The 25001-nt window shown below is 76.1% G+C and carries 24 protein-coding genes and 3 tRNA genes; 19 read left to right on the top strand and 8 right to left on the bottom strand.

What is annotated here, in order from left to right:
* The first annotated feature begins 1 nt into the window (after position 1).
* The 8 genes from D0Z06_RS21110 to D0Z06_RS21075 all read left to right on the top strand — a co-directional run bounded on the left by D0Z06_RS21110 (position 2) and on the right by D0Z06_RS21075 (position 6073).
* A complete protein-coding gene (locus D0Z06_RS21110) occupies positions 2 to 1330 on the top strand; it encodes a CPBP family intramembrane glutamic endopeptidase (RefSeq protein ID WP_117379514.1) in 1329 nt (442 codons plus the stop codon).
* Positions 1316 to 1387, top strand: a tRNA-Gln gene (locus D0Z06_RS21105). Before D0Z06_RS21110 ends, D0Z06_RS21105 begins: the two co-directional genes overlap by 15 nt.
* A gap of 56 nt (positions 1388 to 1443) precedes the next feature.
* Positions 1444 to 1516 (top strand) — tRNA-Glu (locus D0Z06_RS21100).
* A 101-nt stretch (positions 1517 to 1617) separates the two neighbouring features.
* Positions 1618 to 1690, top strand: a tRNA-Glu gene (locus tag D0Z06_RS21095).
* Positions 1691 to 1799: 109 nt separating this feature from the next.
* Positions 1800 to 2888 (top strand): galactose-1-phosphate uridylyltransferase, encoded by a 1089-nt coding sequence (gene galT / locus D0Z06_RS21090; protein WP_117379513.1) that lies wholly within the window; start codon positions 1800 to 1802, stop codon positions 2886 to 2888.
* The gene (galK, locus tag D0Z06_RS21085) at positions 2885 to 4078 is read left to right on the top strand and encodes a galactokinase (RefSeq protein ID WP_117379512.1); all 1194 of its coding nucleotides are present in this window, start codon (positions 2885 to 2887) and stop codon (positions 4076 to 4078) included. Before galT ends, galK begins: the two co-directional genes overlap by 4 nt.
* A 25-nt stretch (positions 4079 to 4103) precedes the next feature.
* Positions 4104 to 5765 carry a sodium:solute symporter family protein gene (locus tag D0Z06_RS21080; RefSeq protein ID WP_233517866.1) on the top strand — a complete coding sequence of 554 codons (1662 nt, stop codon included), beginning with the start codon at positions 4104 to 4106 and terminating at the stop codon, positions 5763 to 5765.
* Positions 5766 to 5779: 14 nt separating this feature from the next.
* Positions 5780 to 6073 (top strand): hypothetical protein, encoded by a 294-nt coding sequence (locus D0Z06_RS21075; protein ID WP_117379510.1) that lies wholly within the window; start codon positions 5780 to 5782, stop codon positions 6071 to 6073.
* Positions 6074 to 6105: 32 nt separating this feature from the next.
* On the opposite strand, the gene D0Z06_RS21070 is transcribed toward D0Z06_RS21075, so the two are convergent.
* Positions 6106 to 6783, bottom strand: a complete 678-nt coding sequence (locus D0Z06_RS21070; RefSeq protein WP_255419367.1) for an IclR family transcriptional regulator — start codon at positions 6781 to 6783, stop codon at positions 6106 to 6108.
* 64 nt (positions 6784 to 6847) lie between these two features.
* Between D0Z06_RS21070 and leuC the strand changes: the two genes are divergently transcribed.
* On the top strand, positions 6848 to 8308 hold the full coding sequence (leuC, locus tag D0Z06_RS21065; RefSeq protein ID WP_233517865.1) for a 3-isopropylmalate dehydratase large subunit: 1461 nt from the start codon (positions 6848 to 6850) through the stop codon (positions 8306 to 8308).
* Positions 8309 to 8312: 4 nt separating this feature from the next.
* Positions 8313 to 8915, top strand: coding sequence for a 3-isopropylmalate dehydratase small subunit (gene leuD, locus D0Z06_RS21060; RefSeq protein ID WP_117379507.1), 603 nt, complete (start codon positions 8313 to 8315; stop codon positions 8913 to 8915).
* 150 nt (positions 8916 to 9065) lie between these two features.
* Here leuD and D0Z06_RS21055 read toward each other — a convergent pair whose 3' ends face one another.
* From D0Z06_RS21055 to cofC, 3 genes are read right to left on the bottom strand one after another with little or no spacing between them, the layout of a single operon-like run.
* Positions 9066 to 10022, bottom strand: a complete 957-nt coding sequence (locus D0Z06_RS21055) for an NUDIX hydrolase (protein ID WP_117379506.1) — start codon at positions 10020 to 10022, stop codon at positions 9066 to 9068.
* Positions 10012 to 12066, bottom strand: a complete 2055-nt coding sequence (locus D0Z06_RS21050) for an RNA degradosome polyphosphate kinase (protein ID WP_117379505.1) — start codon at positions 12064 to 12066, stop codon at positions 10012 to 10014. Before D0Z06_RS21050 ends, D0Z06_RS21055 begins: the two co-directional genes overlap by 11 nt.
* Before the next feature lie 18 nt (positions 12067 to 12084).
* Positions 12085 to 12750 (bottom strand): 2-phospho-L-lactate guanylyltransferase, encoded by a 666-nt coding sequence (gene cofC / locus D0Z06_RS21045; protein WP_233517864.1) that lies wholly within the window; start codon positions 12748 to 12750, stop codon positions 12085 to 12087.
* Between the two features lie 149 nt (positions 12751 to 12899).
* Between cofC and D0Z06_RS21040 the strand changes: the two genes are divergently transcribed.
* From D0Z06_RS21040 to D0Z06_RS21025, 4 genes are read left to right on the top strand one after another with little or no spacing between them, the layout of a single operon-like run.
* Positions 12900 to 13703, top strand: a complete 804-nt coding sequence (locus D0Z06_RS21040) for a lysophospholipid acyltransferase family protein (protein ID WP_233517863.1) — start codon at positions 12900 to 12902, stop codon at positions 13701 to 13703.
* On the top strand, positions 13700 to 14695 hold the full coding sequence (locus tag D0Z06_RS21035) for an NAD(P)H-dependent glycerol-3-phosphate dehydrogenase (RefSeq protein ID WP_117379504.1): 996 nt from the start codon (positions 13700 to 13702) through the stop codon (positions 14693 to 14695). The genes D0Z06_RS21040 and D0Z06_RS21035 overlap by 4 nt, the downstream gene beginning before the upstream one ends.
* 39 nt (positions 14696 to 14734) lie before the next feature.
* Positions 14735 to 15892: a cystathionine gamma-lyase gene (locus tag D0Z06_RS21030; protein WP_117379503.1), complete on the top strand. Its 1158-nt coding sequence runs from the start codon at positions 14735 to 14737 to the stop codon at positions 15890 to 15892.
* A 4-nt stretch (positions 15893 to 15896) separates the two neighbouring features.
* Complete coding sequence (locus D0Z06_RS21025) at positions 15897 to 17543, top strand: TIGR03767 family metallophosphoesterase (protein WP_158580052.1); 1647 nt, start codon at positions 15897 to 15899, stop codon at positions 17541 to 17543.
* Positions 17544 to 17575: 32 nt separating this feature from the next.
* Here D0Z06_RS21025 and D0Z06_RS21020 read toward each other — a convergent pair whose 3' ends face one another.
* Positions 17576 to 18313, bottom strand: a complete 738-nt coding sequence (locus D0Z06_RS21020; RefSeq protein ID WP_117379501.1) for a CDP-alcohol phosphatidyltransferase family protein — start codon at positions 18311 to 18313, stop codon at positions 17576 to 17578.
* Positions 18314 to 18394: 81 nt separating this feature from the next.
* Between D0Z06_RS21020 and D0Z06_RS21015 the strand changes: the two genes are divergently transcribed.
* Together D0Z06_RS21015 and D0Z06_RS21010 are read left to right on the top strand one after the other, a co-directional pair.
* Positions 18395 to 19531 carry a D-alanine--D-alanine ligase family protein gene (locus D0Z06_RS21015; RefSeq protein WP_117379500.1) on the top strand — a complete coding sequence of 379 codons (1137 nt, stop codon included), beginning with the start codon at positions 18395 to 18397 and terminating at the stop codon, positions 19529 to 19531.
* Positions 19528 to 20181: a DUF7373 family lipoprotein gene (locus D0Z06_RS21010; protein WP_117379499.1), complete on the top strand. Its 654-nt coding sequence runs from the start codon at positions 19528 to 19530 to the stop codon at positions 20179 to 20181. The genes D0Z06_RS21015 and D0Z06_RS21010 overlap by 4 nt, the downstream gene beginning before the upstream one ends.
* 1 nt (position 20182) lies before the next feature.
* Here the strand turns inward: D0Z06_RS21010 and D0Z06_RS21005 are convergent, their stop codons facing one another.
* Both D0Z06_RS21005 and D0Z06_RS21000 read right to left on the bottom strand, forming a co-directional pair.
* The gene (locus D0Z06_RS21005; RefSeq protein WP_233517862.1) at positions 20183 to 20719 is read right to left on the bottom strand and encodes a DUF3515 domain-containing protein; all 537 of its coding nucleotides are present in this window, start codon (positions 20717 to 20719) and stop codon (positions 20183 to 20185) included.
* Between the two features lie 66 nt (positions 20720 to 20785).
* Positions 20786 to 21019 (bottom strand): Lrp/AsnC ligand binding domain-containing protein, encoded by a 234-nt coding sequence (locus D0Z06_RS21000; protein ID WP_117379498.1) that lies wholly within the window; start codon positions 21017 to 21019, stop codon positions 20786 to 20788.
* 92 nt (positions 21020 to 21111) lie between these two features.
* Here D0Z06_RS21000 and D0Z06_RS20995 point away from each other — a divergent pair, with 92 nt between their 5' ends.
* From D0Z06_RS20995 to D0Z06_RS20985, 3 genes are read left to right on the top strand one after another with little or no spacing between them, the layout of a single operon-like run.
* Positions 21112 to 22152 (top strand): thiamine-phosphate kinase, encoded by a 1041-nt coding sequence (locus D0Z06_RS20995; RefSeq protein WP_117379497.1) that lies wholly within the window; start codon positions 21112 to 21114, stop codon positions 22150 to 22152.
* The gene (locus tag D0Z06_RS20990) at positions 22136 to 22666 is read left to right on the top strand and encodes a GNAT family N-acetyltransferase (RefSeq protein ID WP_117379496.1); all 531 of its coding nucleotides are present in this window, start codon (positions 22136 to 22138) and stop codon (positions 22664 to 22666) included. The genes D0Z06_RS20995 and D0Z06_RS20990 overlap by 17 nt, the downstream gene beginning before the upstream one ends.
* Complete coding sequence (locus tag D0Z06_RS20985; protein ID WP_117379495.1) at positions 22654 to 23280, top strand: cytidylate kinase-like family protein; 627 nt, start codon at positions 22654 to 22656, stop codon at positions 23278 to 23280. Before D0Z06_RS20990 ends, D0Z06_RS20985 begins: the two co-directional genes overlap by 13 nt.
* A gap of 47 nt (positions 23281 to 23327) precedes the next feature.
* On the opposite strand, the gene D0Z06_RS20980 is transcribed toward D0Z06_RS20985, so the two are convergent.
* A complete protein-coding gene (locus D0Z06_RS20980) occupies positions 23328 to 24551 on the bottom strand; it encodes an HNH endonuclease signature motif containing protein (RefSeq protein WP_158580051.1) in 1224 nt (407 codons plus the stop codon).
* Positions 24552 to 25001: the final 450 nt, after the last annotated feature.

Genomic DNA, 25001 nt, shown 5'->3' with positions numbered 1-25001 from the left:
GGTGAGCGCGCCGGTGCCGCCAGGCGGTGGCCCGGCCCCCGACCCGGACGACGAGCCCTACACCGGGCCGCCGCCCACGGGGCCCTACGGCGCGCCGCCGCGCGTGCCCGGCGCGCTGCACGGCGTCCACTCGCTGCCGGCCACCGGCGCCTTCGCCGGCCCGGTGGCGTGGCCGCTGGGCCCGGTGCCCCTGCCGCCGGGCCCGCACACCCACCCCGGGCAGCTCCCACCCGCCGCGCCGGGCCCGCCGTCGTGGCAGCGCGGGCCGCTCGACCGGCGGCCGTTCCCGGGCCCGCCGCCCCCCGGTGCGCCGTGGTCGCCACCGCCGGGCACGCCCCCGCACGACCGGCCGGCGCCCTTCCTGCTGGCCATGCGCTCGCGGGACTGGCGCTGGTGGCGGCCGCTGCTCGGCCTGCTCCTGATCACCGTGGTGTACACGGTCGCGGCCACGGTCGTCGTCCTCGTCGCGTTCGTCACCGGCGCGTTCCCCGACCTGCAGCTGCTCGACCTGGTCGACCCCGGCGTGCTGCTCATCACCAACCTGTCGCTGATCGTCGCGATCCCGACGGTCTGGCTGGCCTGGGTGGTCGCGCACGGCATGCGCCGCGGCTGGTCCTCGTCGGTGCTCGCCCGGTTGCGCTGGCGGCTGCTCCCGCCCTACACGCTGCTGGCCCTGCCCACGCTCGGGGCGGGCATCGCGCTGTCGCTGCTGGCCGGGCTCTGGGTCGACGGCGGCGAGGTCACCGGCCCGACGCCGGCCTACGGGTGGCTGGTGCTCGTGGTGCTGCTCACCACCCCGCTGCAGTCGGCCGCCGAGGAGTACGTCTTCCGCGGGTACCTCAGCCAGACGGTCGCCGCCTGGATCCGCGACCCGCGCACCGGTGCGGTGGTCGCCGGGGTGCTCACCGCGGCGATGTTCTCCGCCGCCCACCTCCCGCCGGACGTGTGGACCTTCCTCGACCGCTTCGCCTTCGGCCTGGCCGCCTCCGCCGTGGTCTGGCTGACCGGGGGCCTCGAGGCGGCCATCGTCCTGCACGCGGTCAACAACGTGCTGGTGTTCCTGCTGCTCGGCGCGCTGGGTGAGGGGGTGTCCACCGACTCGATCCCGGCCGGCGCCGGCCTGGTCGTGGTGACGCTGGACCTGCTCGTCATGGCGGCCTACGTGTGGCTGGTCGCCCGCTCCGGCCGGCGCCTGCGGCCGGAGACGCGGACGGCCGCGCTGGACCTGCGACCACCGTCACCCCCGGGGGGGCCGGGGGCGCCCCCGGGGGTCGGGTATGGTGGTCCCCGGCGCCGCGAGGTGCAGCACGACCCTTGGGGTATGGGGTAATTGGCAGCCCGACGGATTCTGGCTCCGTTAGTCTAGGTTCGAGTCCTGGTACCCCAGCGAGGAACGTCGTCCGTCCTGGGCGACCTGTCCTCAGCACGACCGCACCACCGCACGGCCCCGTCGTCTAGCGGCCCAGGACGCCGCCCTCTCACGGCGGTAGCGAGGGTTCGAATCCCTTCGGGGCTACAGCAGGCGAGAGCCCCCGGCCACCAGGCCGGGGGCTCTCGTCGTCCCGGGGGACCCGGTCGCGGGCCCCTGCCCGGGGCGTGGCACCATGGTGCCCGCACGGCCCCGTCGTCTAGCGGCCCAGGACGCCGCCCTCTCACGGCGGTAGCGAGGGTTCGAATCCCTTCGGGGCTACAGCAGGGGAGGGCCCCCGGCCACCCGGCCGGGGGCCCTCGCCGTTCCGGGGGAGGTCCCGGGGAGGCGGGTCGGTGGCGGGCCCCGCCGCGGGCTAGCGTCCCTGCACGTGATCCGCACCAGTCGCCGTCTGGCCGACGGCCGGGAGCTCCTCTACTTCGACGCCGACGGCTCCGCCCCGGCGCGGACGGCGGAGGACCCGCGGGACCTGCCGCCGGTGAGCACCCGCTCCCAGCTGCGCTGGGACCCCCTGCTCGGCGAGTGGGTGGTGCTGGCCTCGCACCGGCAGACCCGGACCTTCCTCCCGCCGGCCGACCTCTGCCCGCTGTGCCCGACCCGCCCCGGGCGGGAGTCCACCGAGGTCCCCGAGGCCGACTACCAGGTCGTCGTCTTCGAGAACCGGTTCCCGTCCCTGGCCACGACCGTCGACACCGACGTCCCGCCGGTCGCCCCGGGTGCCCCGCTCACCGGGCTGCGGCCCGGCTTCGGGCGCTGCGAGGTCGTGGTGTTCACCAGCGAGCACGACCGCTCGTTCGCCACCCTGGGGCAGGACCGGGCGCGCCTGGTCGTCGACGTGTGGGCCGAGCGCACCGCGGAGCTGTCGGGCATCGACGGCGTCGAGCAGGTCTTCGTGTTCGAGAACTCCGGGGAGGAGATCGGGGTGACCCTCTCCCACCCGCACGGGCAGATCTACGCCTACCCGTTCGTGACGCCACGGGTGGAGAAGGTGCTGGCCTCCGTCGCCCGCCACCGCGCCGACACCGGCGGGGACCTGTTCGCCGACGTCCTCGCCGCCGAGCGGTCCGGCCCCCGGGTGGTCGCCGGCAACCCGCACTGGACCGCCTTCGTGCCCGCGGCGGCCCGCTGGCCCTACGAGGTGCAGGTCTTCCCGCACCGCCGGGTGCCCGACCTCGCCGCCCTCGACGGCGACGAGCGGGATGCGCTGGCCGGGCTCTACCTCGACGTGCTCGGCCGCTTCGCCCGCCGCTTCGACACCCCGATGCCCTACATCGCCGCGTGGAACCAGGCCCCGGTCGCCCGCGGCCGGGAGGACTGGTGGCTGCACCTGCAGTTGTTCAGCCTGCGCCGGGCGCCGGGCAAGCTGAAGTACCTGGCCGGCTCCGAGTCGGGCATGGGGGCCTTCATCAGCGACACCACGCCCGAGGACGTCGCCGAGCAGCTGCGGGCGCCGGCGTGAGCGCGCCGGGTTCCGGTGCGGACGCCGCCGACCGCGCCCGCCGGGCCTTCACCGAGGCCTTCGGCACCGCGCCCGAGGGGGTCTGGGCCGCCCCGGGGCGGGTGAACGTCATCGGGGAGCACACCGACTACAACGAGGGTTTCGTGCTGCCGGTGGCCCTGCCGCACACCACCCGGGCCGCGGTCGCCCGGCGGGACGACGGCGTGGTGGCGCTGGCCTCGGTGCAGCACCCCGGGGAGCGGGTCGAGCTGGACGTCGCCGAGCTCGCCCCGGGCCGGCCGGCCGGCTGGGCCGGGTACCCGGCCGGGGTGGTGCACGCGCTGCGCGACCGGGTGCCCGGCGGGGTCAGCGTGCTGGTCGACGGCGACGTCCCGGCGGGGATGGGGCTGTCCTCGTCGGCCGCGCTGTCCTGCTCGGTGGCACTGGCGCTGCGGGACCTGACCGCCCCCGACCCGGCCGCCCCGGACCTGGCCCTCGCCGACCTGGTCGACGTCGCCCGCAGCGCGGAGAACGACTTCGTCGGCGCCCCGACCGGGATCCTCGACCAGTCGGCCTCGCTGCTCTGCACGGCCGGGCACGCGCTGTTCCTCGACACCCGCGACCGCAGCAGCGAGCAGGTGCCGCTGGACCTCGCCGCGGCCGGCCTGGAGCTGCTGGTGGTGGACACCGGGACGACGCACGACCACGCCACCGGCGGCTACGGCGACCGACGCCGGGAGTGCGAGCGGGCCGCCGAGCGGCTCGGCGTGGCCGCGCTGCGCGACGTCGCCGCGGTGGCGGACCTCGCCCCGCTGGACGACGGCACGCCCGAGGGGACGCTGCTCCTCCGGCGGGCGCGGCACGTGGTCACCGAGGACGCCCGGGTGCTCGAGGTGGTCCGCGTGCTGCGCGGGGACGCCGGCCCGGCCGCCGTCGGCCCGCTCCTGACCGAGGGCCACGCCTCGCTGCGGGACGACTTCGAGATCTCGACCGTCGAGCTCGACACCTGCGTGACCACGGCCCTGGACCACGGCGCCGAGGGGGCCCGCATGGTCGGGGGTGGGTTCGGCGGCAGTGCCGTCGTGCTGGTCCGCCGGGAGCGCACCGACGAGATAGTGACCGCGATCACAGATCGCTTCGCCGTCGAGGGGTACAGAGCGCCGCGGACCTTCGCCGTCACGCCGTCTCCGGGGGCCCGCCGACTCGACTGACCGCTCAGCACCGGAGGTCCTGCCCGTGGATGCGCTCCGCCTCGACGCCTCGTTCGTCGACTACCTCCTCGTCGCCGTCTACTTCGGCGTGGTCCTGATGATCGGGTTCGCCGCCCGACGACGGGTCTCCGACAGCCTCGACTTCTTCCTCTCCGGCCGCAGCCTCCCGGCCTGGGTGACCGGTCTGGCGTTCATCTCCGCCAACCTGGGCGCGGTCGAGATCATCGGCATGTCGGCCAACGGGGCGCAGTACGGCATGTCGACCATGCACTACTTCTGGGTCGGCGCGGTCCCGGCGATGCTGTTCCTCGGCATCGTGATGATGCCCTTCTACTACGGGTCCAAGGTCCGCAGCGTCCCGGAGTTCATGCGGCGCCGGTTCGGCACCGGGGCGCACCTGGTCAACGCGCTGTCCTTCGCCGTCGCGCAGGTGCTCATCGCCGGGATCAACCTGTTCCTGCTGGCGACGATCGTCAACGCGCTGCTCGGCTGGCCGCTGTGGATCTCGCTGATCGTGGCCGCCGCGGTGGTGCTCAGCTACATCACCCTCGGCGGGCTGTCGGCGGCGATCTACAACGAGGTCCTGCAGTTCTTCGTCATCGTCGCCGCCCTGCTGCCGCTGACCCTGATCGGGCTGCACCGCGTCGGCGGGATCGACGGGCTGGTCGACGAGGTCACCGCCACCGACGGCGCCGAGCAGCTGTCCTCCTGGCCGGCCACGGACCTGTCGGGCTTCGAGAGCCCGGTGTGGTCGACCGTCGGCATCGTCTTCGGGCTCGGCTTCGTGCTCTCCTTCGGCTACTGGACGACGAACTTCGTCGAGGTCCAGCGCGCGATGGCCACCAAGTCGATGTCCGCGGCGCGCAGCACCCCGGTGATCGGGTCGTTCCCGAAGATGTTCGTGCCCTTCATCGTCGTCATCCCGGGGTTGATCGCCGGCATCCTGGTGCCGGAGATCCAGCAGCTCAAGGCCGGCCAGGACAGCGACCTGTCCTACAACGAGGCGCTGCTGGGCCTGATCCGCGACGTGATGCCCAACGGCCTGCTGGGGGTCGCGATCGCCGGCCTGCTGGCGGCCTTCATGGCGGGGATGGCGGCCAACGTCTCGGCCTTCAACACCGTCTTCAGCTACGACCTCTGGCAGACCTACGTCGTCAAGGACCGGCCCGACCAGTACTACCTGGTGGTCGGCCGGTGGGCCACGGTCGGGGCGACGGTGGTCGCCATCGGGACGGCGCTCATCGCGGCGGGCTACCAGAACCTGATGGACTACCTGCAGACCCTGTTCGGCTTCTTCAACGCCCCGCTGTTCGCCACGTTCATCCTCGGCATGTTCTGGAAGCGGATGACCGCGACGGCGGGCTGGACCGGGCTGGTGTCGGGCACGCTGGCCGCGATCGTCGTCTTCGTCCTCTCCGAGACCGGCGTGTTCGACCTGCCGGGCCAGGGGACGGCGTTCGTCGCGGCCGGGGCGGCCTTCGTCGTGGACATCGTCGTCAGCGTCGCGGTCACGATGGTGACCCGGCCGAAGCCGGCGCGGGAACTGGTCGGCCTGGTGTACTCCGAGACGCCGAAGGAGCAGCGCACCGACCCCGACGCGCACCGGCTGCCCTGGTACCAGTCGCCCACCAAGCTCGCCGGGATCTCCCTGGTGATGGTGATCGCGCTCAACGTGGTCTTCCGGTGAGAGGAGCTCGGGACATGTCCACGGGAAACGACGGCGGCGGGCGCCCCCACGCCGCGGGCGCCTTCGACGTCCGCAACGTCATCGCCGCGCTCATCGGCTTCTACGGCGTCGTGCTGGTCCTCATGGGGCTGTTCGCCGACTCACCGGCCGACCGCGAGAAGACCGGCGACCTGAACGCCAACCTCTGGGCCGGGCTCGCGATGGTCGTCTTCGCGCTGGCCTTCGCGCTCTGGTCGCGGCTGCGGCCGGTGGTCGTCGACGAGGGCGCCGACGTGACCGGGGACGAGGACCGGCCCCCCGCGCACTGACCCCGGGGGCGGCCCCTCGGAGGGGTCGGGCGTCAGCGGGCGGCGCGGGAGATCGCGCCGGCCGCCTCCAGGACCGCGCCGACCACCTCGGGGGAGGGGCGGCGGCCCAGCCGCTCGACCGGCCCGGAGATGGAGACCGCACCGAGCACGCCGCCGGCGGCGTCGCGCACCGGCGCCGACAGCGAGGCGACGCCGGCCTCGCGCTCGGCGACGCTGTGCGCCCAGCCGCGGCGCCGCACGTCGAGCAGGGTGCGGGCGGTGAAGCTGGCCGCGGGCAGCAGCGGGGTGACCTCGTCCACCGGCGCGAAGGCGAGCAGCGCGTGCGCGGCCGAGCCCGCGGTCATCGGCAGGCGGGCGCCCACCGGGACGGTGTCGCGCAGCCCGTGCGCCCGTTCCGCCGCGGCGAGGCACACCCGGGTGGCGCCGTCCCGCACGTAGAACTGGGCGCTCTCGCCGCTGGCGTCGCGCAGCACGACCAGGTGCCGGCCGGCGAGGTCGGCCAGGTCGGCGACCCCGCGGGACAGCTCGGCCAGCCCGGGCCCGGGCGCCCAGGCGCCGGCGGCCGTGCGGCGCACGAGGCGGTGGCCCTCCAGGGCCACCGCCAGCCGGTGCGCGGTGGCGCGGGGCAGCCCCGTCCGCTCGACCAGCTCGGCGAGGGTCGCCGGCTCGGCGGCGACGGCGCGCAGGATGGACACGGCTTTGTCGAGCACGGCAACGGGGTTAGGCTGTCCCACAGAGCAATACTTGCATCCCACTGTCTGAGAAGACCAGCCGGTGGGCGCGACGACGACCCAGGAGGGGGCCCTCGTGCCGAAGACCCTGGCGGAGAAGGTCTACGACGCCCACGTGGTGCGCAGCGCCGCGGGCGAGCCGGACCTGCTCTTCATCGACCTGCACCTCGTGCACGAGGTCACCAGCCCGCAGGCGTTCGACGGGCTGCGGGCCGCGGGCCGAACGGTGCGGCGCCCGGACCTCACCATGGCCACCGAGGACCACAACGTCCCGACGCTGGACGTCCTCGCGCCCATCGCCGACCCGGTCAGCCGGGCGCAGGTCGAGGCGCTGCGCCGCAACGCCGCCGAGTTCGGCGTCCGGCTGGCCCCGATGGGCGACCGCGACCAGGGCATCGTGCACGTCATCGGCCCGCAGCTCGGGCTGACCCAGCCGGGCATGACGATCGTCTGCGGTGACAGCCACACCTCCACGCACGGCGCCTTCGGCGCCCTGGCCTTCGGCATCGGCACCAGCGAGGTCGAGCACGTGCTGGCCACGCAGACCCTGCCGCAGTACCGGCCCCGGCAGATGGCGGTCACCGTCGACGGCGAGCTGCCCGCGGGCGTCTCGGCGAAGGACGTCATCCTCGCCGTCATCGCGCAGATCGGCACCGGCGGCGGGCAGGGCCACGTCATCGAGTACCGCGGCAGCGCCATCGAGAAGCTGTCGATGGAGGCCCGGATGACCATCTGCAACATGTCGATCGAGGCCGGCGCCAAGGCCGGGCTGATCGCCCCCGACGAGACCACCTTCGCCTTCCTGGCCGGCCGGCCGCACGCCCCGCAGGGTGCCGACTGGGACGCCGCGGTCGAGCACTGGCGGACGCTGCGCACCGACGAGGGCGCCGTGTTCGACCGCGAGGTGCGCATCGACGCCGCGTCGCTGGCCCCCTACGTCACCTGGGGCACCAACCCGGGCCAGGGGCTGCCCATCTCCGGGCGGGTGCCCGACCCGGCCGACTTCGCCGACGAGGGCGACCGCCGCGACGTCGAGGGCGCGCTGGCCTACATGGGCCTGACCCCGGGCACCCCGTTGCGCGAGATCGAGGTCGACACGGTCTTCCTGGGCTCCTGCACCAACGGCCGGATCGAGGACCTGCGCGTGGCCGCGGAACTGCTGCGCGGGAAGCGGATCGACCCGAGCACCCGGATGCTCGTCGTCCCCGGGTCGGTCGCGGTCAAGTCGCAGGCCGAGGCCGAGGGCCTGGACCGGGTGTTCCTCGACGCCGGCGCCGAGTGGCGCGGCGCGGGCTGCTCGATGTGCCTGGGGATGAACCCCGACCAGCTCCGACCCGGGGAGCGCTCGGCGTCCACGAGCAACCGCAACTTCCAGGGCCGGCAGGGCAAGGGCGGGCGCACCCACCTGGTCAGCCCGGCCGTCGCGGCGGCCACCGCGCTGACCGGCCGCCTGACCGCCCCGGCCGACCTCGAGACCGCCGACCTGACCAGCGCTGGAGTCTGAGCCGATGGACGCCTTCACCACCCACACCGGTACCGCGGCCCCGCTGCGGCGGACCAACGTGGACACCGACCAGATCATCCCGGCCGAGTACCTCAAGCGGATCACCCGGACCGGGTTCGAGGACGGCCTGTTCGTCGCCTGGCGGACCAACGAGCCGGACTTCGTGCTCAATCGCCCCGAGCACGCGGGCGCCTCGATCCTGGTCGCCGGGCCCGACTTCGGCACCGGCTCCTCCCGCGAGCACGCCGTCTGGGCGCTGATGGACGGCGGCTTCCGCGTCGTCATCAGCTCGCGGTTCGCCGACATCTTCCGCAACAACTCGACCAAGGCCGGGCTGCTCACCGTGCTCCTGCCGCAGCCCGAGGTCGAGGCGCTGTGGCAGGCGGTCGAGGCCGACCCCACCACGCAGGTGACGGTCGACCTCGGGTCGCGGACCGTCGCGTACGGGTCGACGACGGTGCCGTTCGAGATCGACGACTACACCCGCTGGCGGCTGCTCGAGGGGCTCGACGACGTCGGCCTCACCGAGCGGCACCTGGCCGACATCGAGGCCTACGAGGCGACCCGCGAGCCCTGGCTGCCCACGGCGCTCCCCGCCCGCGGCTGAGCCCTCGCCGGGGCCGCTCGCGCCGGGACGGCACCGACGCGGCCCCTGCGCAGGGACCCACCCCGAGCCTGCGAGGCGAGGGCCCCGTCCGGAGGCTCGCCGCGAGCGTGCGAGCGGTGAGGAGGACGGGGGCCTTCCCGGGGTCCTCCTTCAGCGGGCGGGGTTCTCGCCGTCCGGGCCGAAGTCGCGGTAGTAGTCGGCCGACAGCGCGCCCGGGCGGCCGCCGAGCACCCAGGTGCTGCCCTTCGCCGCCGGCGGCCACAGCCCGCCGCCCACGCCGGCGAAGCGGACCCCCAGGCTGACCAGCACCGACGGGATCGCCCCGCCCTGGCTGCACACCACGGTCACCCCGCCGTCGGTGCGGGGCTCGAGCAGCCGGTCGACCACCGCGAGCCCGGTCGGCGGGTCGGCGGCGAACTCCTCCTCGCCCAGCTCGGGGAGCTCACCCACCGGCAGGCCCAGGGCCTCGGCGAGGGGCTCGAGGGTCTCCCGGCAGCGGGTGCGCGGAGCGCTGAGCAGCTCCCGCGGCCCGAACAGCGGCAGCGCCGCGGCGAGCTCTCGGGCCTGCCGCCGGCCCTTGGTCGACAGCGGGCGCAGCTCGTCCGGGCCGTCCCACTCCGAGCGGCTGCCGGCGTGGGCGTGCCGCACGAGCGCCAGGGCCGGCTCCCGCGGCACGTCGGTGCGCGTCAGGTCGTCGAGCACGGCGCGGTCGGCCTCGTGGCTGACCGCCGCGCGGGCCTCCTCGACCGGCAGCCAGCGCAGGGCGTCGACCTCGTCGCACGGGGTGAACTCGCCGCCGGCGGAGCGCATGAGCCAGTAGTCGACCCGCTTGGTGCCCGCCTCGACCGGGTACTCCGTGCGCACGCTGCGCCGCCCGGCCACGACCGCCAGCCCGGTCTCCTCGGCGACCTCCCGGACGGCGGCGGCCAGGGGGTGCTCGCCGTCCTCCAGCTTGCCCTTGGGCAGCGACCAGTCGTCGTACCGCGGCCGGTGCACGAGCACCGTCTCCAGGACCCCGTCGGGGCCGGGACGCCACACCGCACCCCCGCCGGCCCGGACGAGGGCCTCGGGGTCGGGACGGGTCCCGGCCGGGCCCTCAGCCGGCATGCTCGACCGCCGCGATCAGCGCGGCCTGGTAGTCCCGCTCGCCGGTGCGCCGCCAGGTGCCGTCACCGCCGAGCTCCCAGCAGCGGACCCCGTCGGCCATCGCGGCGTCGAAGACCTGCTCGAGCTGGGCCCGGGCCGACTCGTCGCCGACCCGCAGCAGGACCTCGACGCGGCGGTCCAGGTTGCGGTGCATGAGGTCCGCGCTGCCCAGCCACCACTCGCCCTCGCCGCCGGCCGCGAAGTGGATGACCCGGGAGTGCTCGAGGTAGCGGCCGACGATCGAGCGCACCCGCACGTTCTCGGACAGGCCGGGGACGCCGGGGCGCAGCGCGCAGATGCCGCGGATGAGCAGCTCGACCGGGACGCCGGCCGCCGAGGCCTCGTAGAGCGCGTCGATGACCTCCTCGTCGACGAGCGAGTTCACCTTGACCCGGATGCCGGCGGGCCGGCCCTCCCTGGCGTTGCGCGCCTCGCGGCGGATCCGCTCCACCAGCCCCTGGCGGATGCCGTGCGGGGCCACCATGAGGGTGCGGTAGGTGGTCTGCCGCGAGTAGCCGGTCAGGGTGTTGAACAGGTCGGTGAGGTCGGCGCCCACGCGGGGGTCGGCGGTGAGGATGCCGAGGTCCTCGTAGATGCGCGCGGTCTTCGGGTTGTAGTTGCCGGTGCCGATGTGGCAGTACCGGCGGATGACCCCGCCCTCGCGGCGCACGACCAGCGCGGTCTTGCAGTGCGTCTTGAGGCCCACCAGGCCGTAGACCACGTGGCAGCCGGCCCTCTCCAGCTCGCGTGCCCAGCTGATGTTGGCCTCCTCGTCGAAGCGCGCCTTGACCTCGACGAGGACGACGACCTGCTTGCCGGCCTCGGCCGCCTCGACGAGCGCGTTGACGATCGGGGAGTCACCGGAGGTCCGGTAGAGCGTCTGCTTGATGGCCAGCACGTTCGGGTCCGCGGCGGCCTGCTCGATGAACCGCTGCACGCTCGTGGCGAACGAGTGGTAGGGGTGGTGCACCAGCACGTCCCCGTCGTGCAGGGTGGCGAAGACGCTCATGGGGGTCTCGCCCTCCGAGAGCCGGGGGTGCGTGGCCGGCACGAACGGCTCGTCCTTGAGCTCCGGGCGGTCGAGGTCGTACAGGCGCCACAGCGCCGCGAGGTCGAGCAGCCCGGGCACGTGGACGACGTCCTCCGGGTCCACCTCCAGCTCCGACATGAGCACCTGGAGGATCTGCGGGTCCATCGGCTCGGCGACCTCCAGCCGCACCGCCGGGCCGAACCGGCGGCGGGCCAGCTCGCGCTCCAGCGCCTGCAGCAGGTCCTCGTCGCGGTCCTCCTCGACCTCCAGGTCGGCGTTGCGGGTGACCCGGAAGAGGTGGTGGTCGATGACGTCGAGGCCCGGGAACAGCTGCGGCAGGTGCGCGGCGATGAGGTCCTCGAGCGGCAGGAAGGTCGCCTCGTCGTCCGGCGCGCCCACGGGCACGAACCGGGGCACGTTGTTGGGCACCTTGAGGCGGGCGAACCGGGGCGCCCCGGTGTCGGGGTCGCGCACCGACACGGCGAGGTTCAGCGACAGCCCGCTGATGTAGGGGAACGGGTGGGCCGGGTCCACCGCCAGCGGGGTCAGCACGGGGAAGACCTGGTCGCGGAAGTACTCGCGCAGCCGCTTGGCCTCGGTGTCGGCCAGCTCGTCCCAGTGGACGATCCGGATCCCGGCCTCCTCCAGCCGCGGGGTGATGTCCTTGGTGAAGGCGTCGGAGTGCCGGTGCACCAGCTCGCGGGTCCGCTCGGTGACCCGGGCCAGCTGCTCCCGGATGGTGAGCCCGTCGGGGGAGCGGACGGTCAGCCCGGTGCTGTGCCGGCGCTTGAGCCCCGCGATGCGCACCATGAAGAACTCGTCGAGGTTGCTGGCGAAGATGGCGAGGAACTTCACCCGCTCGAGCAGGGGCAGCGACTCGTCCTCGGCGAGCTCCAGGACCCGCGCGTTGAAGTCGAGCCAGGACAGCTCGCGGTTGATGAAGCGGTCGGCCGGGGCCGGGCGGGCGGGAGGCACGGGGTCATCGTGCCGCAGTCAGGTGAACGGCAGCAGCCTCTGCGCGGATCGGTCCAGGTCGGCGCCGCCCAGCAGCGCGGCGGTGTGCCGCCCGACGCCGAGGGCCAGGGCCTGCTCGAGGTCGGCGGGGGTGTCGACGTCGCGCGCCAGCCCCGGCCAGGCCCCGGTCAGCTCCCGCGCGCCGCCGGCCCGGTGCCGGGCGGCCGAGTCCCGCCCGAAGGCGGGCGACAGCGGCGCGTCCCGGGCGGTGAGCAGCGTCGTCCCCGTGCCCGGCGCGTCGGCGACGAAGCAGCGCGGCGCCGACCCGGCCGCGGCCAGCGCGGCGGTGAGCTCGGCCGCGCGCAGCGCGGGCAGGTCGGAGGACAGGGCCGCCACCGCGCGCGCCCCGCTGGCGCGCGCCCCGTGCGCCAGCGCCGGGTTGAGGCCGGCGTCGGGCTCGTCGGGCACCGTTCGGGCCCCGAGCCGGGTGACGACGTCGGCCGCGGCGGGGTCGTCGGTCACGACCAGGACCGCACCCACGGCGGTCGCGGCCAGCGCCGCGGCGACGGTGTCGGCGAGCAGGGCGAGGACGACGTCGGCGTGCGCACGCCCGGGCCGGTCGCCCAGGGCGTCGGTGAGCGGGGACAGCCGCGTCTTGGCGCGCGCCAGCCGCTTCGCCGGGACGACGACCGACCACTCGACCACGGCCACAATGTGAGCACACCGGTTCCCGGGGCGGTGGGCCGCGGGGGACCCGGTGCAGCGCCGGGGCCGGGTGAGGCCCAATGATGGGCGCGATGTCGAGGGGCCCGGTGCCGCACCCGGGACGGGCCCGCGTGGGCGAGGAGGTACCGGTGAGCCAGGGACGACCCCCGGTCGCACGGGGTGGGCGGCCGCCGAACCGGTGGCGGACCCGGCGGCCCCTGCCGCCGGCGCTGTGGCTGTGCGTCCTCGTCGTCTACCCGGTGACCGTGCTGCTGTTCCGGCTGCGTCCCCGGCACGGCGAGCGCTTCCCGCGCACCGGGCCGGTGATCGTCGTGGCCAACCACGTGTCGGTCCTCGACCCGCTCTCCTGCGCGCGGCTGGTCTGGGACGCCGGCCGGGTCCCGCACTTCCTCGCCAAGGCATCGGTGTTCCGCGGGACGGCCGGGCGCATCCTGCGCGCCGCCGGGCAGATCCCGGTCGCGCGGGGGACCGCCGAGGCCCGGGGGTCGCTCGAGGCCGCCCGCGCCGACCTCGAGGCCGGCAACGTCGTGGTCATCTACCCGGAGGGCTCGGTCACCCGGGACCCCGACTGGTGGCCGATGGAGGCCCGCACCGGGGTCGCCCGGCTGGCGCTGACCAGCGACGCCGTCGTCCTGCCCGTGGCCCAGTGGGGCCCGCAGCGGCTGCACGACTACCACACCAAGCGGCTGCACCTGCGGTTGCGCACGCCCGTGGACTACCTCGTCGGCGAGCCGCTGGACCTCGCCGACCTCCGCGCCGAGGTGCGGGCCGGTCGCCCGCTGACGGGGGACCTGCTGCGCGCGGTGACCGACCGGATGATGGTGCAGGTGCGCGACCAGCTCGCCGAGCTGCGCGACGAGCCGGCCCCGGCGGCCTTCACCCGCCGCCCCGGCCGCGCCCTGCCGGGGGACCTGCCCGGGGACGTCGCGTGACCCGGGCGGCGGTGCTCGGCGCCGGGTCCTGGGGGACGACGTTCGCCAAGGTGCTGGCCGACGCCGGCTCCGAGGTGGTGCTGCACGCCCGGCGGCCGGAGCTGGCCGCGGCGATCACCGAGCGGGGCGAGAACCCCGACTACCTGCCCGGCATCCGGCTGCCCGGCCGGCTGCGCGCCACCTGCGACCCCGCCGAGGCCCTGGACGGCGCCGAGGTCGTGGTGCTGGCCGTCCCCTCGCAGTCGCTGCGCGCCAACCTGACCGCCTGGACGCCGCTGCTGCCCCCCGGCGCGGTGCTGCTGTCGCTGATGAAGGGCATCGAGCTGGGCACCACCAAGCGGATGAGCGAGGTGATCGCCGAGGTCACCGGCGCCGGCCCGGACCGGGTGGCGACCCTGTCCGGGCCGAACCTGGCCCGGGAGATCGCCGAGGAGCAGCCCGCGGCCACCGTCGTGGCCTGCGCCGACGCGGCGCGGGCCGCGCAGGTGCAGGCCGCCTGCCACACGCCCTACTTCCGGCCCTACACCAACCCGGACCTGGTCGGCTGCGAGCTCGGCGGCGCGGTCAAGAACGTCATCGCGCTGGCCTCCGGCATGGCCGAGGGCCTGGGCTTCGGTGACAACACCCGCGCCTCGCTGATCACCCGGGGGCTGGCCGAGACCGCCCGGCTGGGGCTGGCCATGGGCGCGGAGCTGACCACGTTCGCCGGGCTGGCCGGGCTGGGCGACCTGGTGGCCACGTGCAGCTCACCGCTGTCGCGCAACCGCACCTTCGGGGAGCGGCTGGGCCGCGGGATGTCGCTGGAGGAGGTGCAGGCCACCACCCGGCAGACCGCCGAGGGGGTCAAGAGCTGCCGCCCGGTGCTGGACCTGGCCCGCGCGCACGGGGTCGACATGCCGCTCACCGAGGCCGTCGTCCGGGTCTGCCACGACGGCGCGACGGCCGCCCAGATGGTCAAGGAGATCATGTCCCGGGAAGCCAAGCCCGAGTGAGGGAGCCGGAGTGAGGACGCGAGACCTGGCGCGGCCGCGGTGACCGACCCGGGCCGGGGGGACGGCACCCGGTCGGTGCGCGCGGGGGAGCCCGACCCCGTGGCCGGTGCGCCGCTGCGCCCGTCCCCGGTGTTCGCCGCGCCCTTCCACCTCGCCGACGCCCCGCCGCGGGCCGGGGGCGCCGACTCCTACGCCCGCACCGAGCACCCGACCCTGCGGGCCTTCGAGGCGGCCGTGGGCGAGCTCGACGGCGGCCGCTGCCTGTCCTTCGCCACCGGCATGGCCGCGATCAGCGCGGTGCTGCTGGCCGCCGTCCGCGCCGGCGACCGCGTCGTCCTGCCGTCGGACGGCTACTACGCCACCCGCCTGCTCGCCCGCGACGACCTCGAGCGCCTCGGCCTGCGGGTCGACCTCGTCGCGACGCCCGAGATCGGCGCGGTGGCCGCCCGCGGCGACCTCGAGGGCGCTGCCCTCGTGCTGCTGGAGACCCCGAGCAACCCGCTGCTGGACGTCTGCGACATCGCCGCGGTCGCCGCCGCCACCCGCGCCGCCGGCGCGGTGCTGGCCGTCGACAACACCACCGCGACCCCGCTGGGGCAGCGGCCGCTGGCGCTGGGCGCCGACATCACGGTGGCCAGCGACACGAAGGCCCTGACCGGCCACTCGGACCTGCTGCTCGGCCACGTGAGCACCACCGACGAGGCCCTGCACGCCCGGCTCAAGGGCTTCCGGGACCGCACCGGTGGCACGCCCGGCCCGTTCGAGGCGTGGCTCGGCCACCGCTCGATGAGCACCCTGGACCTGCGGCTGGCCCGCCAGGCGCAGACCGCCGCGGCGGTCGCCGACCTGCTGGCGCAGCACCCGGCGGTGACCGGCGTCCGGTGGCCGTGGCGGCCCGGCGACCCCTCGTCCGCCCTGGCCGCCCGCCAGATGCTGCGGCCCAACGGGGTGGTCTCCGCCGAGCTCGCCGACGAGGCCGCGGTCGGCCGGCTGCTGGCCGCCAGCCGGCTGTGGACGGCGGCGACCAGCTTCGGCGGCGTGCACAGCACCCTCGACCGGCGGGCGCAGTGGGGCGGGGACGCCGTGCCGCCCGGGTTCGTCCGCCTGTCCTGCGGCATCGAGGACACCGCCGACCTCGTCGCCGACCTCGCCGCCGCGCTCGATGCCGTCCACGATGCCGCCCACGGCCCCCGCTGACGCCGTGAGCGGGACGACCCTCGACCGGGTGCTCGGCGCCGGACCCGTGCTGCGCCGGGGCCGCGACGCCGACTACCGCGCGCTCGACTGGCACCCCGGCGAGCCGCACCTGACCCGCCGGGACCTCGTCGGCCCCACCTGGACGGCGCCGCGGACCGGCCGCCGGGCCCGCGCCTGCATGGCGCACGTGACCGACCTGCAGCTGGCCGACGTCTGCTCACCGGCCCGGTTCGAGTACTTCCACGGGCACTTCGCCGACCCCCGCATGCGCGCCCTCGTGCCGATGCACCGGCCGCAGGAGGCGATCACCGCGCACGCGGTCGAGGCGCTCGTGCGCACCCTCAACCGGGTCGGCGGCGGGCCCGCGACCGGCCACCCGGTCCAGGTGGTGCTCACCACCGGGGACGCCATCGACAACGCGCAGTGGAACGAGCTCACCCTGCTGCTCGAGGTGCTCGGCGGCGGCCCCGTCTCCCCGGGCGCCGGGCTCACCGCCTACGACGGCGTGCAGGCGGTGGGCTGGCCGCACGACCTGTTCTGGCGGCCCGACGGCGGCGGCGAGCCCGACCTGTTCCGCGCCCGCTACGGCTTCCCCCACCGCCCCGGCCTGCTGGCCGCGGCCTTCGCCCCGTTCGTCGCCGAGGGGCTGCGGCTGCCGTGGCTGGGGTGCCACGGCAACCACGAGGCGCTGGTCGCCGGGGTGGGGGTCCCGACGCCGGCGCTGGCCGAGCTGCTGCCGGCCGGCCGCAAGCCGGTCGAGATGGGTCCGGACGTGCAGCTGGACGACGCGCTGGCCCTGTTCACCCGGTCCTCGGAGGCGTTCACCACGGCCGGGGCGCGCTCGGTCGCCGCGCTGGCCGGGCGGCGGTTCATCGGCCGCCGCGAGTTCGTGGCCGCGCACCTGGCCGACGGCGGCGAGCCGGCCGGGCACGGTTTCACCGCGGCCAACCTGCGCGACGGGACCGCGTACTACGCCTGGGACGGGCTGCCCGGCATCCGGGTGATCTGCCTGGACACCACCCGGGTCACCGGGGGCGGGGACGGCTCGCTGGACGCCCTCCAGGTCCGCTGGCTGGAGGAGCGGCTGCGGGAGGTCTCCTCGGCGTACCGGGCGCCCGACGGCACCCTCGTGCGCACCGGGAACGAGGACCGGCTGGTGGTGCTCACCTCCCACCACGGGTCCTCGACCCTGGCCCGGGAGGACCCCCTGCGCCCGGGGGCGGAGGCCGGGGCCGCAGGCGGCGCGGAGCTGCGGGCGGTGCTGCACCGCCACCCCAACGTCGTCCTGTGGCTCAACGGGCACACCCACGTCAGCGAGGTGCGGCCCTGGCCGGCGCCGGGGGAGCCCGGCGGCGGCTTCTGGGAGGTCACCACCTGCGCGGTCGTCGACTGGCCCGGTCAGGCCCGGCTGGTCGAGCTGCTCGACAACGGGGACGGGACGCTCTCGCTGGTCTGCACGATGGTCGACCACGACAGCCCGGCACGCCCGCCCGGCCCGTTCGAGCCGGCCGCGCGCGGACCGCTCGGGCTGGCGTCGCTGCACCGCGAGCTGGCGGCCAACGTGCCGTGGTCGGGGCTGGACGCGGGGCTGTCCGGGCGCCCGACCGACCGCAACGTCGAGCTGGTGCTGCGCGCCCCCGGGACCCGGTGACCCGCGGCGCCGCCGCTCGCCGTCCCCGCCCGTCACCCGCGGCGGGCCGCCGCCCGCGCGGTGAGCCACAGGCTGACCCCGAGGTAGTAGGCGACGTAGGCCAGCGACAGCGCAGCCACCACCGGCGACGGGTCCGGGTACTGCAGCAGCAGGACCACGTAGGTGACCACCCAGCCCGCGGTCAGCACCAGGCTCAGCCCCTGCAGCACCGGCGTGCGCGAGGGGTACAGGTAGCGCACCGGCACGAACACCAGCACCGAGCACACCACGAGGACGGCGGCCACGACCCCGGGCGCGACGTCGAGGACGACGGCGTAGAAGGCGACCACGTTCCAGTAGCTCGGGAAGCCCAGGAAGGTGTGGTCGTCGGTCTTCGCGTCCACCCGGCAGAACTGGTAGCAGGAGGCCAGCAGGGGCAGCGCCGCCACCACCCACCCGAGGGCGCCACCGGGCAGCGACCCCGTGGTCCACAGCAGCACGACCGGGGCGAAGGCGTAGGTGAGGTAGTCGACGATGTCGTCGAGGCGGGCGCCGTCGAACCAGGGGATCGTCTCCTTCACCCGCGCCCAGCGGGCCAGGGTCCCGTCGGTGCCGTCGACGACGAGTGCGGCGAGCAGCAGCCACAAGGCGGTCACCGCCTCGCCCTCGACCGCGGCGAGCACGACGAGCAGGCCGAGGACCGAGCCGGCGGCGGTGTAGGCGTGGACCGCCGCCCCGGCCAGGCGCAGCCCGAGCGGAGCCGGGGCCGGCCCGGCGGCGGGAGCGTGCATGGGGGTCGAGGGTCGCACACGCCCGCCGGCGTCCGCCCGTCGCGCCGGGGACGGCGCCGGCCTCGACTAGGGTCGGCCGCGATGAGCGGACAGGCAGGCAAGCTGCGCGTCGCGGTGGTCTTCGGCGGACGCAGCGCCGAGCACCCCATCTCCTGCGTCTCCGCCGGCGCCGTCCTCGACGCGCTGGACCCGGACCGCTACGACACCGTCCCGGTCGGCATCACCCGCGACGGCGGGTGGGTGCTGCCCGAGCCGGGCCAGCGCATGGCGATCGTCGGCGGCGAGCTGCCCGAGGTGCGCGGCGGGCGCCCGGTGGCGCTGGTCGGGGACCCCTCCGGCCGCGGGCTGCTGCCCCTCGACGGCGGCCCGGTGGTCGGCGTGGACGTCGTCTTCCCGGTGCTGCACGGGGCGTTCGGCGAGGACGGCACCATCCAGGGGCTGCTGGAGATGAGCGGGCTGCCCTACGTGGGCTCCGGCGTCCTCTCCAGCGCCGCCTCGATGGACAAGGAGGTCACCAAGAAGCTCCTGGCGGCCGCCGGCCTGCCGCAGGGCGACCACGTCGTCCTCCGGGACGCCGCCGGCGGGCTCTCCGCCGACCCCGCCGCGCTGGACGACGCCACCCGGGAGCGGCTCGGCCTGCCGGTGTTCGTCAAGCCGTCCCGGGCCGGGTCGAGCATCGGCATCAGCCGGGTCACCGACTGGGCGCAGTTCCCCGAGGCCGTGGCCACCGCCGCCGCCGTCGACGCGAAGGTGGTCGTCGAGGCCGCGGTGCCGGGCCGGGAGATCGAGTGCGGCGTGCTGGCCGGGCCCGGCGGGGGGCCGCCGCAGGCCAGCCTGCCCGCCGAGATCCGGCTGCGGCCGGGCACCGACTGGTACGACTTCACCGCCAAGTACCTGGCCGACGCCGTCGACTTCGACGTCCCCGCGCAGCTGACCCCCGAGCAGACCCGCGCCGTGCAGGAGGCCGCCTGCCGGGCCTACCTCGCGCTGGAGTGCCAGGGGCTGGCGCGGGTGGACTTCTTCCTCGGCACCGGCCCGGACGGCGCCGACCGCCTGGTGGTCAACGAGGTGAACACGATGCCGGGGTTCACGCCGATCTCGATGTTCCCGCGGATGTGGTCGGTGAGCGGGGTGGAGGCCTCCGCCGTGGTCGACCGCCTCGTCGCGGCCGCGCTCGCCCGCCGGGTCCCGGCGGCCGACGCGACGCCGCGGAGGTGACGCGGCCGCGCGGGTCGGTCGGCGCGGGCGTGCTGCTGCCGGTCCTCGTGGCCCTGCTCGGCGGGTGCACCTCGAGCGTCGAGGGCACGGCCACCGCCGCCCCGCCGGCGCCCGGGCCCGCGACACCGGCCGAGCTCGAGGAGCTGGTCGTCGACGCCGTGCCCTCCGGCCTGCCGCGCATCCCCGACGCCGAGCTGGACCCGCCGGCGGGGGAGAAGTCCGCCGAGGACCTCGCCGCCTACGCCGACGACCCCGCGCGGGAGCGCGAGGTGCTCCACGACTACGGCTACCGGCACGGCTGGGAGCGGTTCTGGGGAACCGGTCCCCAGCAGCTGACCAGCGTCTTCGTCGACCAGTTCGAGAGCCGCGCCGGCGCGGGGGCCTACGCCGCCGACCTGGCCGGCAACGACGCCGAGCACTACGACGGGGTGCTGCGGGAGTCGCCGCCGCACCTGCCGGGCGGCTGCGCGCTGCTGACCGTGGAGCAGCCGCCGCCCGGGACGGACCTCGCCGGGCCGGCGGCCTTCGCCTGGTGCGCGCACGGGGTGTTCAGCGTGGGGGTCAGCGCGGTGGCCGGGACCCTCGAGGCGGCCACGGCCGAGGTCGCGGCGGTGGTGGACGCCCAGCTGGCGCTGCTGCCGCCCGGCTGACTCACGGGCCGGGGTCGAGCTCCTGGGCGGGCAGCGTGCCGGCGATGACCGGGCCCAGCGCGGTGACCGGGGCGCTGTCGGTGTCCGGGCTGACGGTGACCTCGACGTAGACGGGGCGGTCGACCGCCGTCCAGACGATCTCGCCGGGGTCGGAGGTGTCGACGTACCACTGGACGCCGTTGATCTGGATCAGCGGCGAGTCGGCGACGAAGCCCTCCGGGCGGTCGACGCCGCACACCAGCACCACCGGCGGATCGCCCCAGGCATGGGCGACGGGCCGCTCCGACCGCACCGGCCGGGACACCTCGCCGGCCAGCTCGAACGGCAGCGCCTCCACGAGGTCGAGGCAGGCCGCCTCGGTCTCGGGCGCGAGCTCGGGGACCTCGACGTCCAGCGGCGGCAGGTCGGCCCGCTCGGTGGCGGGGGCGCCGGCGACCTCGGCCGGCGCGTCGTCGTCCGGGTCGCTCGCGGTGACCCGCAGCAGGACGGCCAGCGCCAGCACGAGCGGCAGGCCCACGGCCAGCGCGACGACGGCCACCCGGCGCAGCGGGTCGTCGGACCGACCGCGCCCGCCGGACGCCGGGGGAGGCTGCTCGCTCAGCGGTCAGATGTTGACGACGGGGCAGGTCAGCGTGCGGGTGATCCCGTCGACGGACTGCACCCGCGCCACGACCAGCCGGCCGAGCTCGTCGACGGTCTCGGCCTCGGCGCGCACGATGACGTCGTAGGGGCCCGTGACGTCCTCGGCCGTGGTCACCCCGGCGATCCCGCTGATCGTGGAGGCGACCTGGGCGGCCTTGCCGACTTCGGTCTGGATCAGGATGTAGGCGTGGACCACGGGAGACCCTTCCTCGGGCAGCGCTGCCGGTGCGACGTCCGCGCAGGCCGGCGGACACCTCGGCAACCTACCGCAGCGGGCGGGAGGAGCCGGTGACACGGCCCCGTCCGCTCGTCCCCCGGGACGACCCGGCCGACAGCGTCCGCGTCGTCGGGGAGTTCGGCGTCATCGCCCGGGTCGTCGCCCGGGCCGGCCGGGCGCGGGTCGCCGAGGTCGGGCCCGGGGACGACGCCGCGGTGCTGCGCGCCCCCGACGGGCGCGTGGTCGCCACCACCGACGTCCTGGTCGAGGGCCGGCACTTCCGCCGCGACTGGTCCTCGCCGGAGGACGTCGGCCACAAGGCCGCGGCGGCCAACCTGGCCGACGTCGCGGCGATGGGCGGGGTGGCCACCGCGCTGCTGGTCGGCCTGGCCTGCCCGGTTGACACCGCGACCACCTGGCTGGAGGGCGTGGCGGCGGGGCTGGCCGCCGAGTGCGCTCCCCTGGGGGCGGCCGTCGTCGGGGGTGACACGGTGGCCGCCGCGCCGGGCAGCGGGGCCGTCGTCCTGTCGGTCACCGCGCTCGGGGACCTCGGCGGCCGGGCGCCGGTGCTCCGGTCCGGGGCCCGGCCGGGCGACGTGCTCGCGCTCGCCGGTCGGCTGGGCTGGTCGGCCTGCGGGCTGGCGGTGCTGCGCCGCGGGTTCTCCAGCCCGATCGCCGTCGTCCAGGCACACCGCCGGCCGACGCCGCCGTACGCCGCGGGTCCGGACGCCGCCGACGCCGGCGCCACCGCCATGTGCGACGTCAGCGACGGCCTGCTGGCCGACGCCGGCCACCTCGCCGAGGAGAGCGGTGTGGTCGTGGACGTCGACCGGGCCGCGCTCGTGCGGGCCACGCTCCAGCCGTCCGGCCCGCTGCAGCAGGTGGCGGCCGCGCTCGGCGGTGACCCCCTGGCCTGGGTGCTGACCGGTGGGGAGGACCACGCGCTGCTGGCCACCTTCCCGGCCGGGGCGGTGCTGCCCGCGGGCTGGGCCGCGGTCGGGGCGGTGCGGGAGGCGCCGGGCGGCGCCGCCGTGACCGTCGACGGGGAACCGGCCGCGGCGGTCGCCGCCGCCGTCGGGGCAGGGGGGACCGGTCATGCCCACTTCCGCTGAGGCGCTGCTGCCGAGTGGGGACGTCGTCCGCCTGCGGGCCGTCCCCTACGACGACCCGGTGGCCCGTCGCCTGGTGGCCGCGGTGCAGCAGGAGTACGTGACCCGCTACGGGGGCCCGGACGAGGCGACCGTCGACCCGGCGGAGTTCGAGCCTCCGGCCGGGCTGTTCCTCGTCGCCGAGGTCGGGGACCGGCCCGCCGGCTGCGGGGCCTGGCGGGTGCACGCCCCCGGGGTCGTGGAGGTCAAGCGGGTCTTCGTGGCGCCGGGCTTCCGCCGCCGCGGGCTGGCCCAGGTGCTCATGGCCGAGCTGGAGGCGAGCGCGGCGCGGGCGGGCCACCGCGCGGTCGTGCTCAACTCCGGGAACCGGCAGCCGGAGGCCCTGGCGCTGTACGCGGCGCTGGGGTACGGCCCAGTCCCCGGGTACGGGGTGTACGCGGAGTCGCCGGGGGCGGTGTTCCTCGGCCGGGAGCTGCCCCCCGCGGGCGGAGAGGGAGGTGGGCCGTGGTCGTCGTGACGGTGTCGGCCTCGTACGGGGCCGGGGGTGCCGAGGTCGGTCCGGCGGTCGCCGAGCGGCTCGGGCTGACGTTCCACGACCGGGCGATCCCGGCGCAGGTGGCCGGCCGCCTCGGCGTCCCGGTCGCCGAGGCGGAGGCCAACGACGAGCGGGTCCTGCGCGGCCTGTGGCGGCTGGTGGCCTCGCTCGGCACGATGCCGGACCCGGTGGGGGGTGTGGTCCCGGTGGCCGCGCTGCCCGACGAGCGGTCCTTCCGGCAGCAGACCGAGCGGGTCCTGGCCGAGATCGCCGACGGACCCGGCGGCGTGGTGCTCGGCCGGGGCGCCGCCTTCGTCCTCGGGGACCGGCCGGACGCCCTGCACGTGCGCCTGGACGGCCCGCCCGAGCGGCGGCTGGAGCTCGCCGTGCTGCGGACCGGCCGGCCGCTGGAGGAGGTGCGCCGGGAGATGGCCGGCAACGACGCGGCCCGCGAGGCCTACGTGCGCCACTTCTACCGGTGCGAGCCGTCGGACCCGCGCGGCTACCACCTGGTGGTGGACAGCACGGCCCTGCCGCTGGAGACCGTGGTCGAGCTGGTGGTCACCGCCGCCCGCGCCCGCGGCATCGGCGGCTGACCGGCGGGGTCCCGGGTCACCCGATCGCATGGGCGGCGGGCCCCGCGTCAGATCCGGAGGTGCGGGAGCGGCGGTCGGACCTCGCTGCCGTCGGGCCGCCGGGTGTGCCAGGTGCTGGTGCGCGGGTCGCGGCTGACGCTGAAGCCGCCCTCGTGGCAGGCCGTGTGGTGCCGTTCGCAGAGCAGAGCACCGTTGTCGCAGGAGGTCGGCCCGCCGAACGCCCAGTGGATGACGTGGTGCACGTCGCACCACTCGGGTGGGGCGTCGCAGCCGGCGAAGACGCAGTGCCCGTCGCGCGCCTCGACGGCGCGGCGGATGGCGGCGGTGACGGTGCGCTGGGCGCGGCCGACATCGAGGGGCAGCCCGTCGGGGCCGGTGATGATGCGGACGACCTGCGCGTCGCAGGCCAGCCGGCGGGCCGTCTCGGGGTTGATCGGACCGGCCCAGCCGAGCTCGCCGCCGGCCACGCCGGGGGTGCCGCGGGCCGCGCACAGCGCCTGCCAGTCGATGGTGACGCGCACGTGCGCTCGTTCACCCCGCACCGCGGGCAGCGCGCCGCCGTCGAGCGCACCGCGAGCCAGTGCCACCAGGGCGTCGGCCTGCCGCTCGGCGTGCCCGCGCCGGTCTCCGGCCGGGCGGTCGCCGTTCACCAGCGCGGTCAGCGCGGTGCGCACGAACTCCCCGCCGACCGCGTCGAGCTCACCGCGCAGGTGCACCCGCCCGTCGGTGCCGGCGGCGAGGGAGAGCCGGCGGCGGGGATCGGCGGCGTCGTCGAGGGTGCCGTCGGGGTCGACGCCGGCCACCCAGCGGGCCACGCCGGCGGCGGTCGCGCCGGGGCCGGTCCGGCGGGCGAGCTCGGCCAGGATGCGGTCGGTGACGGCGGGGTCGATGCCGGCCGCGGCGGCCTTGGCGACCCGGCGCGGGGTCATGGCCCGGGTGATCACCCGGGCGTGCGCGGCGGTGATCTCGCCGGCGGCGAAGGCGGCCGCGGTGGCGGGCATGCCGGCCAGGCGCCGGCCGGTGGAGACGATCGCGGCGGCGTCGGAGGGCGCCAGCCGGCACTGCCCGCGCAGCCAGGCCCGCATCGACACCGCACCGTCGCGGCGGTGCGCCTCGCGGCGGTCGGCCGCGCGCACCGCGGTGGTGAGGGCCGCGGCGACCCGGTTCGCCGCGCACACCAGCTCGCCGACCAGCTCCAGCAGCGGCCCGTCGGCCAGCTCGTCGAGGTCGAGGGCGGCCAGCCCGTCGAGGGCCGAACGCAGCTCGGACACCCCGCCCTCCCTCCGCCCCAGCACCGCCGGTGGACCTGCCGACACGCCCACGGCAAGGGAAAGATACGACAGAAACGCCCAGGTCAGATGTGCTGTCCGTTGTCCGAGGTGGGGTGCTCGGTAGTCGTCCCAGCCGGGTCTTCTCCCGTCGCGAGGAGGCTGCCGCGCGGGGCCGGGGCGGCCTCGAAGGGCCCCGCCCAGGGGCGGACGCACGCGACGAGGACCCCGGAGGTCACCGACCTCCGGGGTCCTCGTCACGTACCGGCGCTCCGCGGTGGGCCCCCGTCCCGAGGCCCGCCCGCGAGCGGGTGAGGAATGTCCTACTAAGAGTCCCCGCCAGTAGGCGTGATCGTCGCCTTCGGCGTGGCTGATCGTTGGGGGCAGGCACGAGGGCCACGCTCGCGAAGGTGCTAACGCTCCGTGAGATGTGGACCGCTCGTGCCTGCCGTC

The organism is Geodermatophilus marinus, from assembly GCF_003428645.1.
In the GTDB taxonomy this organism is placed as follows: Bacteria; Actinomycetota; Actinomycetes; order Mycobacteriales; family Geodermatophilaceae; genus Geodermatophilus.
The sequence above is the reverse complement of the archived record's forward strand: the minus strand, read 5'-3'. Positions and strand labels throughout refer to the sequence as shown.

Excerpts from the sequence above, each read along its gene's own strand:
- leuD (WP_117379507.1), top strand. The coding sequence starts at position 8,313 with ATGGACGCCTTCACCACCCACACCGGTACCGCGGCCCCGCTGCGGCGG.
- D0Z06_RS20990 (WP_117379496.1), top strand. The coding sequence starts at position 22,136 with ATGCCCACTTCCGCTGAGGCGCTGCTGCCGAGTGGGGACGTCGTCCGC.
- D0Z06_RS21020 (WP_117379501.1), bottom strand. The coding sequence starts at position 18,313 with ATGCACGCTCCCGCCGCCGGGCCGGCCCCGGCTCCGCTCGGGCTGCGC.
- D0Z06_RS21055 (WP_117379506.1), bottom strand. The coding sequence starts at position 10,022 with ATGCCGGCTGAGGGCCCGGCCGGGACCCGTCCCGACCCCGAGGCCCTC.
- D0Z06_RS21075 (WP_117379510.1), top strand. The coding sequence starts at position 5,780 with ATGTCCACGGGAAACGACGGCGGCGGGCGCCCCCACGCCGCGGGCGCC.
- D0Z06_RS21015 (WP_117379500.1), top strand. The coding sequence starts at position 18,395 with ATGAGCGGACAGGCAGGCAAGCTGCGCGTCGCGGTGGTCTTCGGCGGA.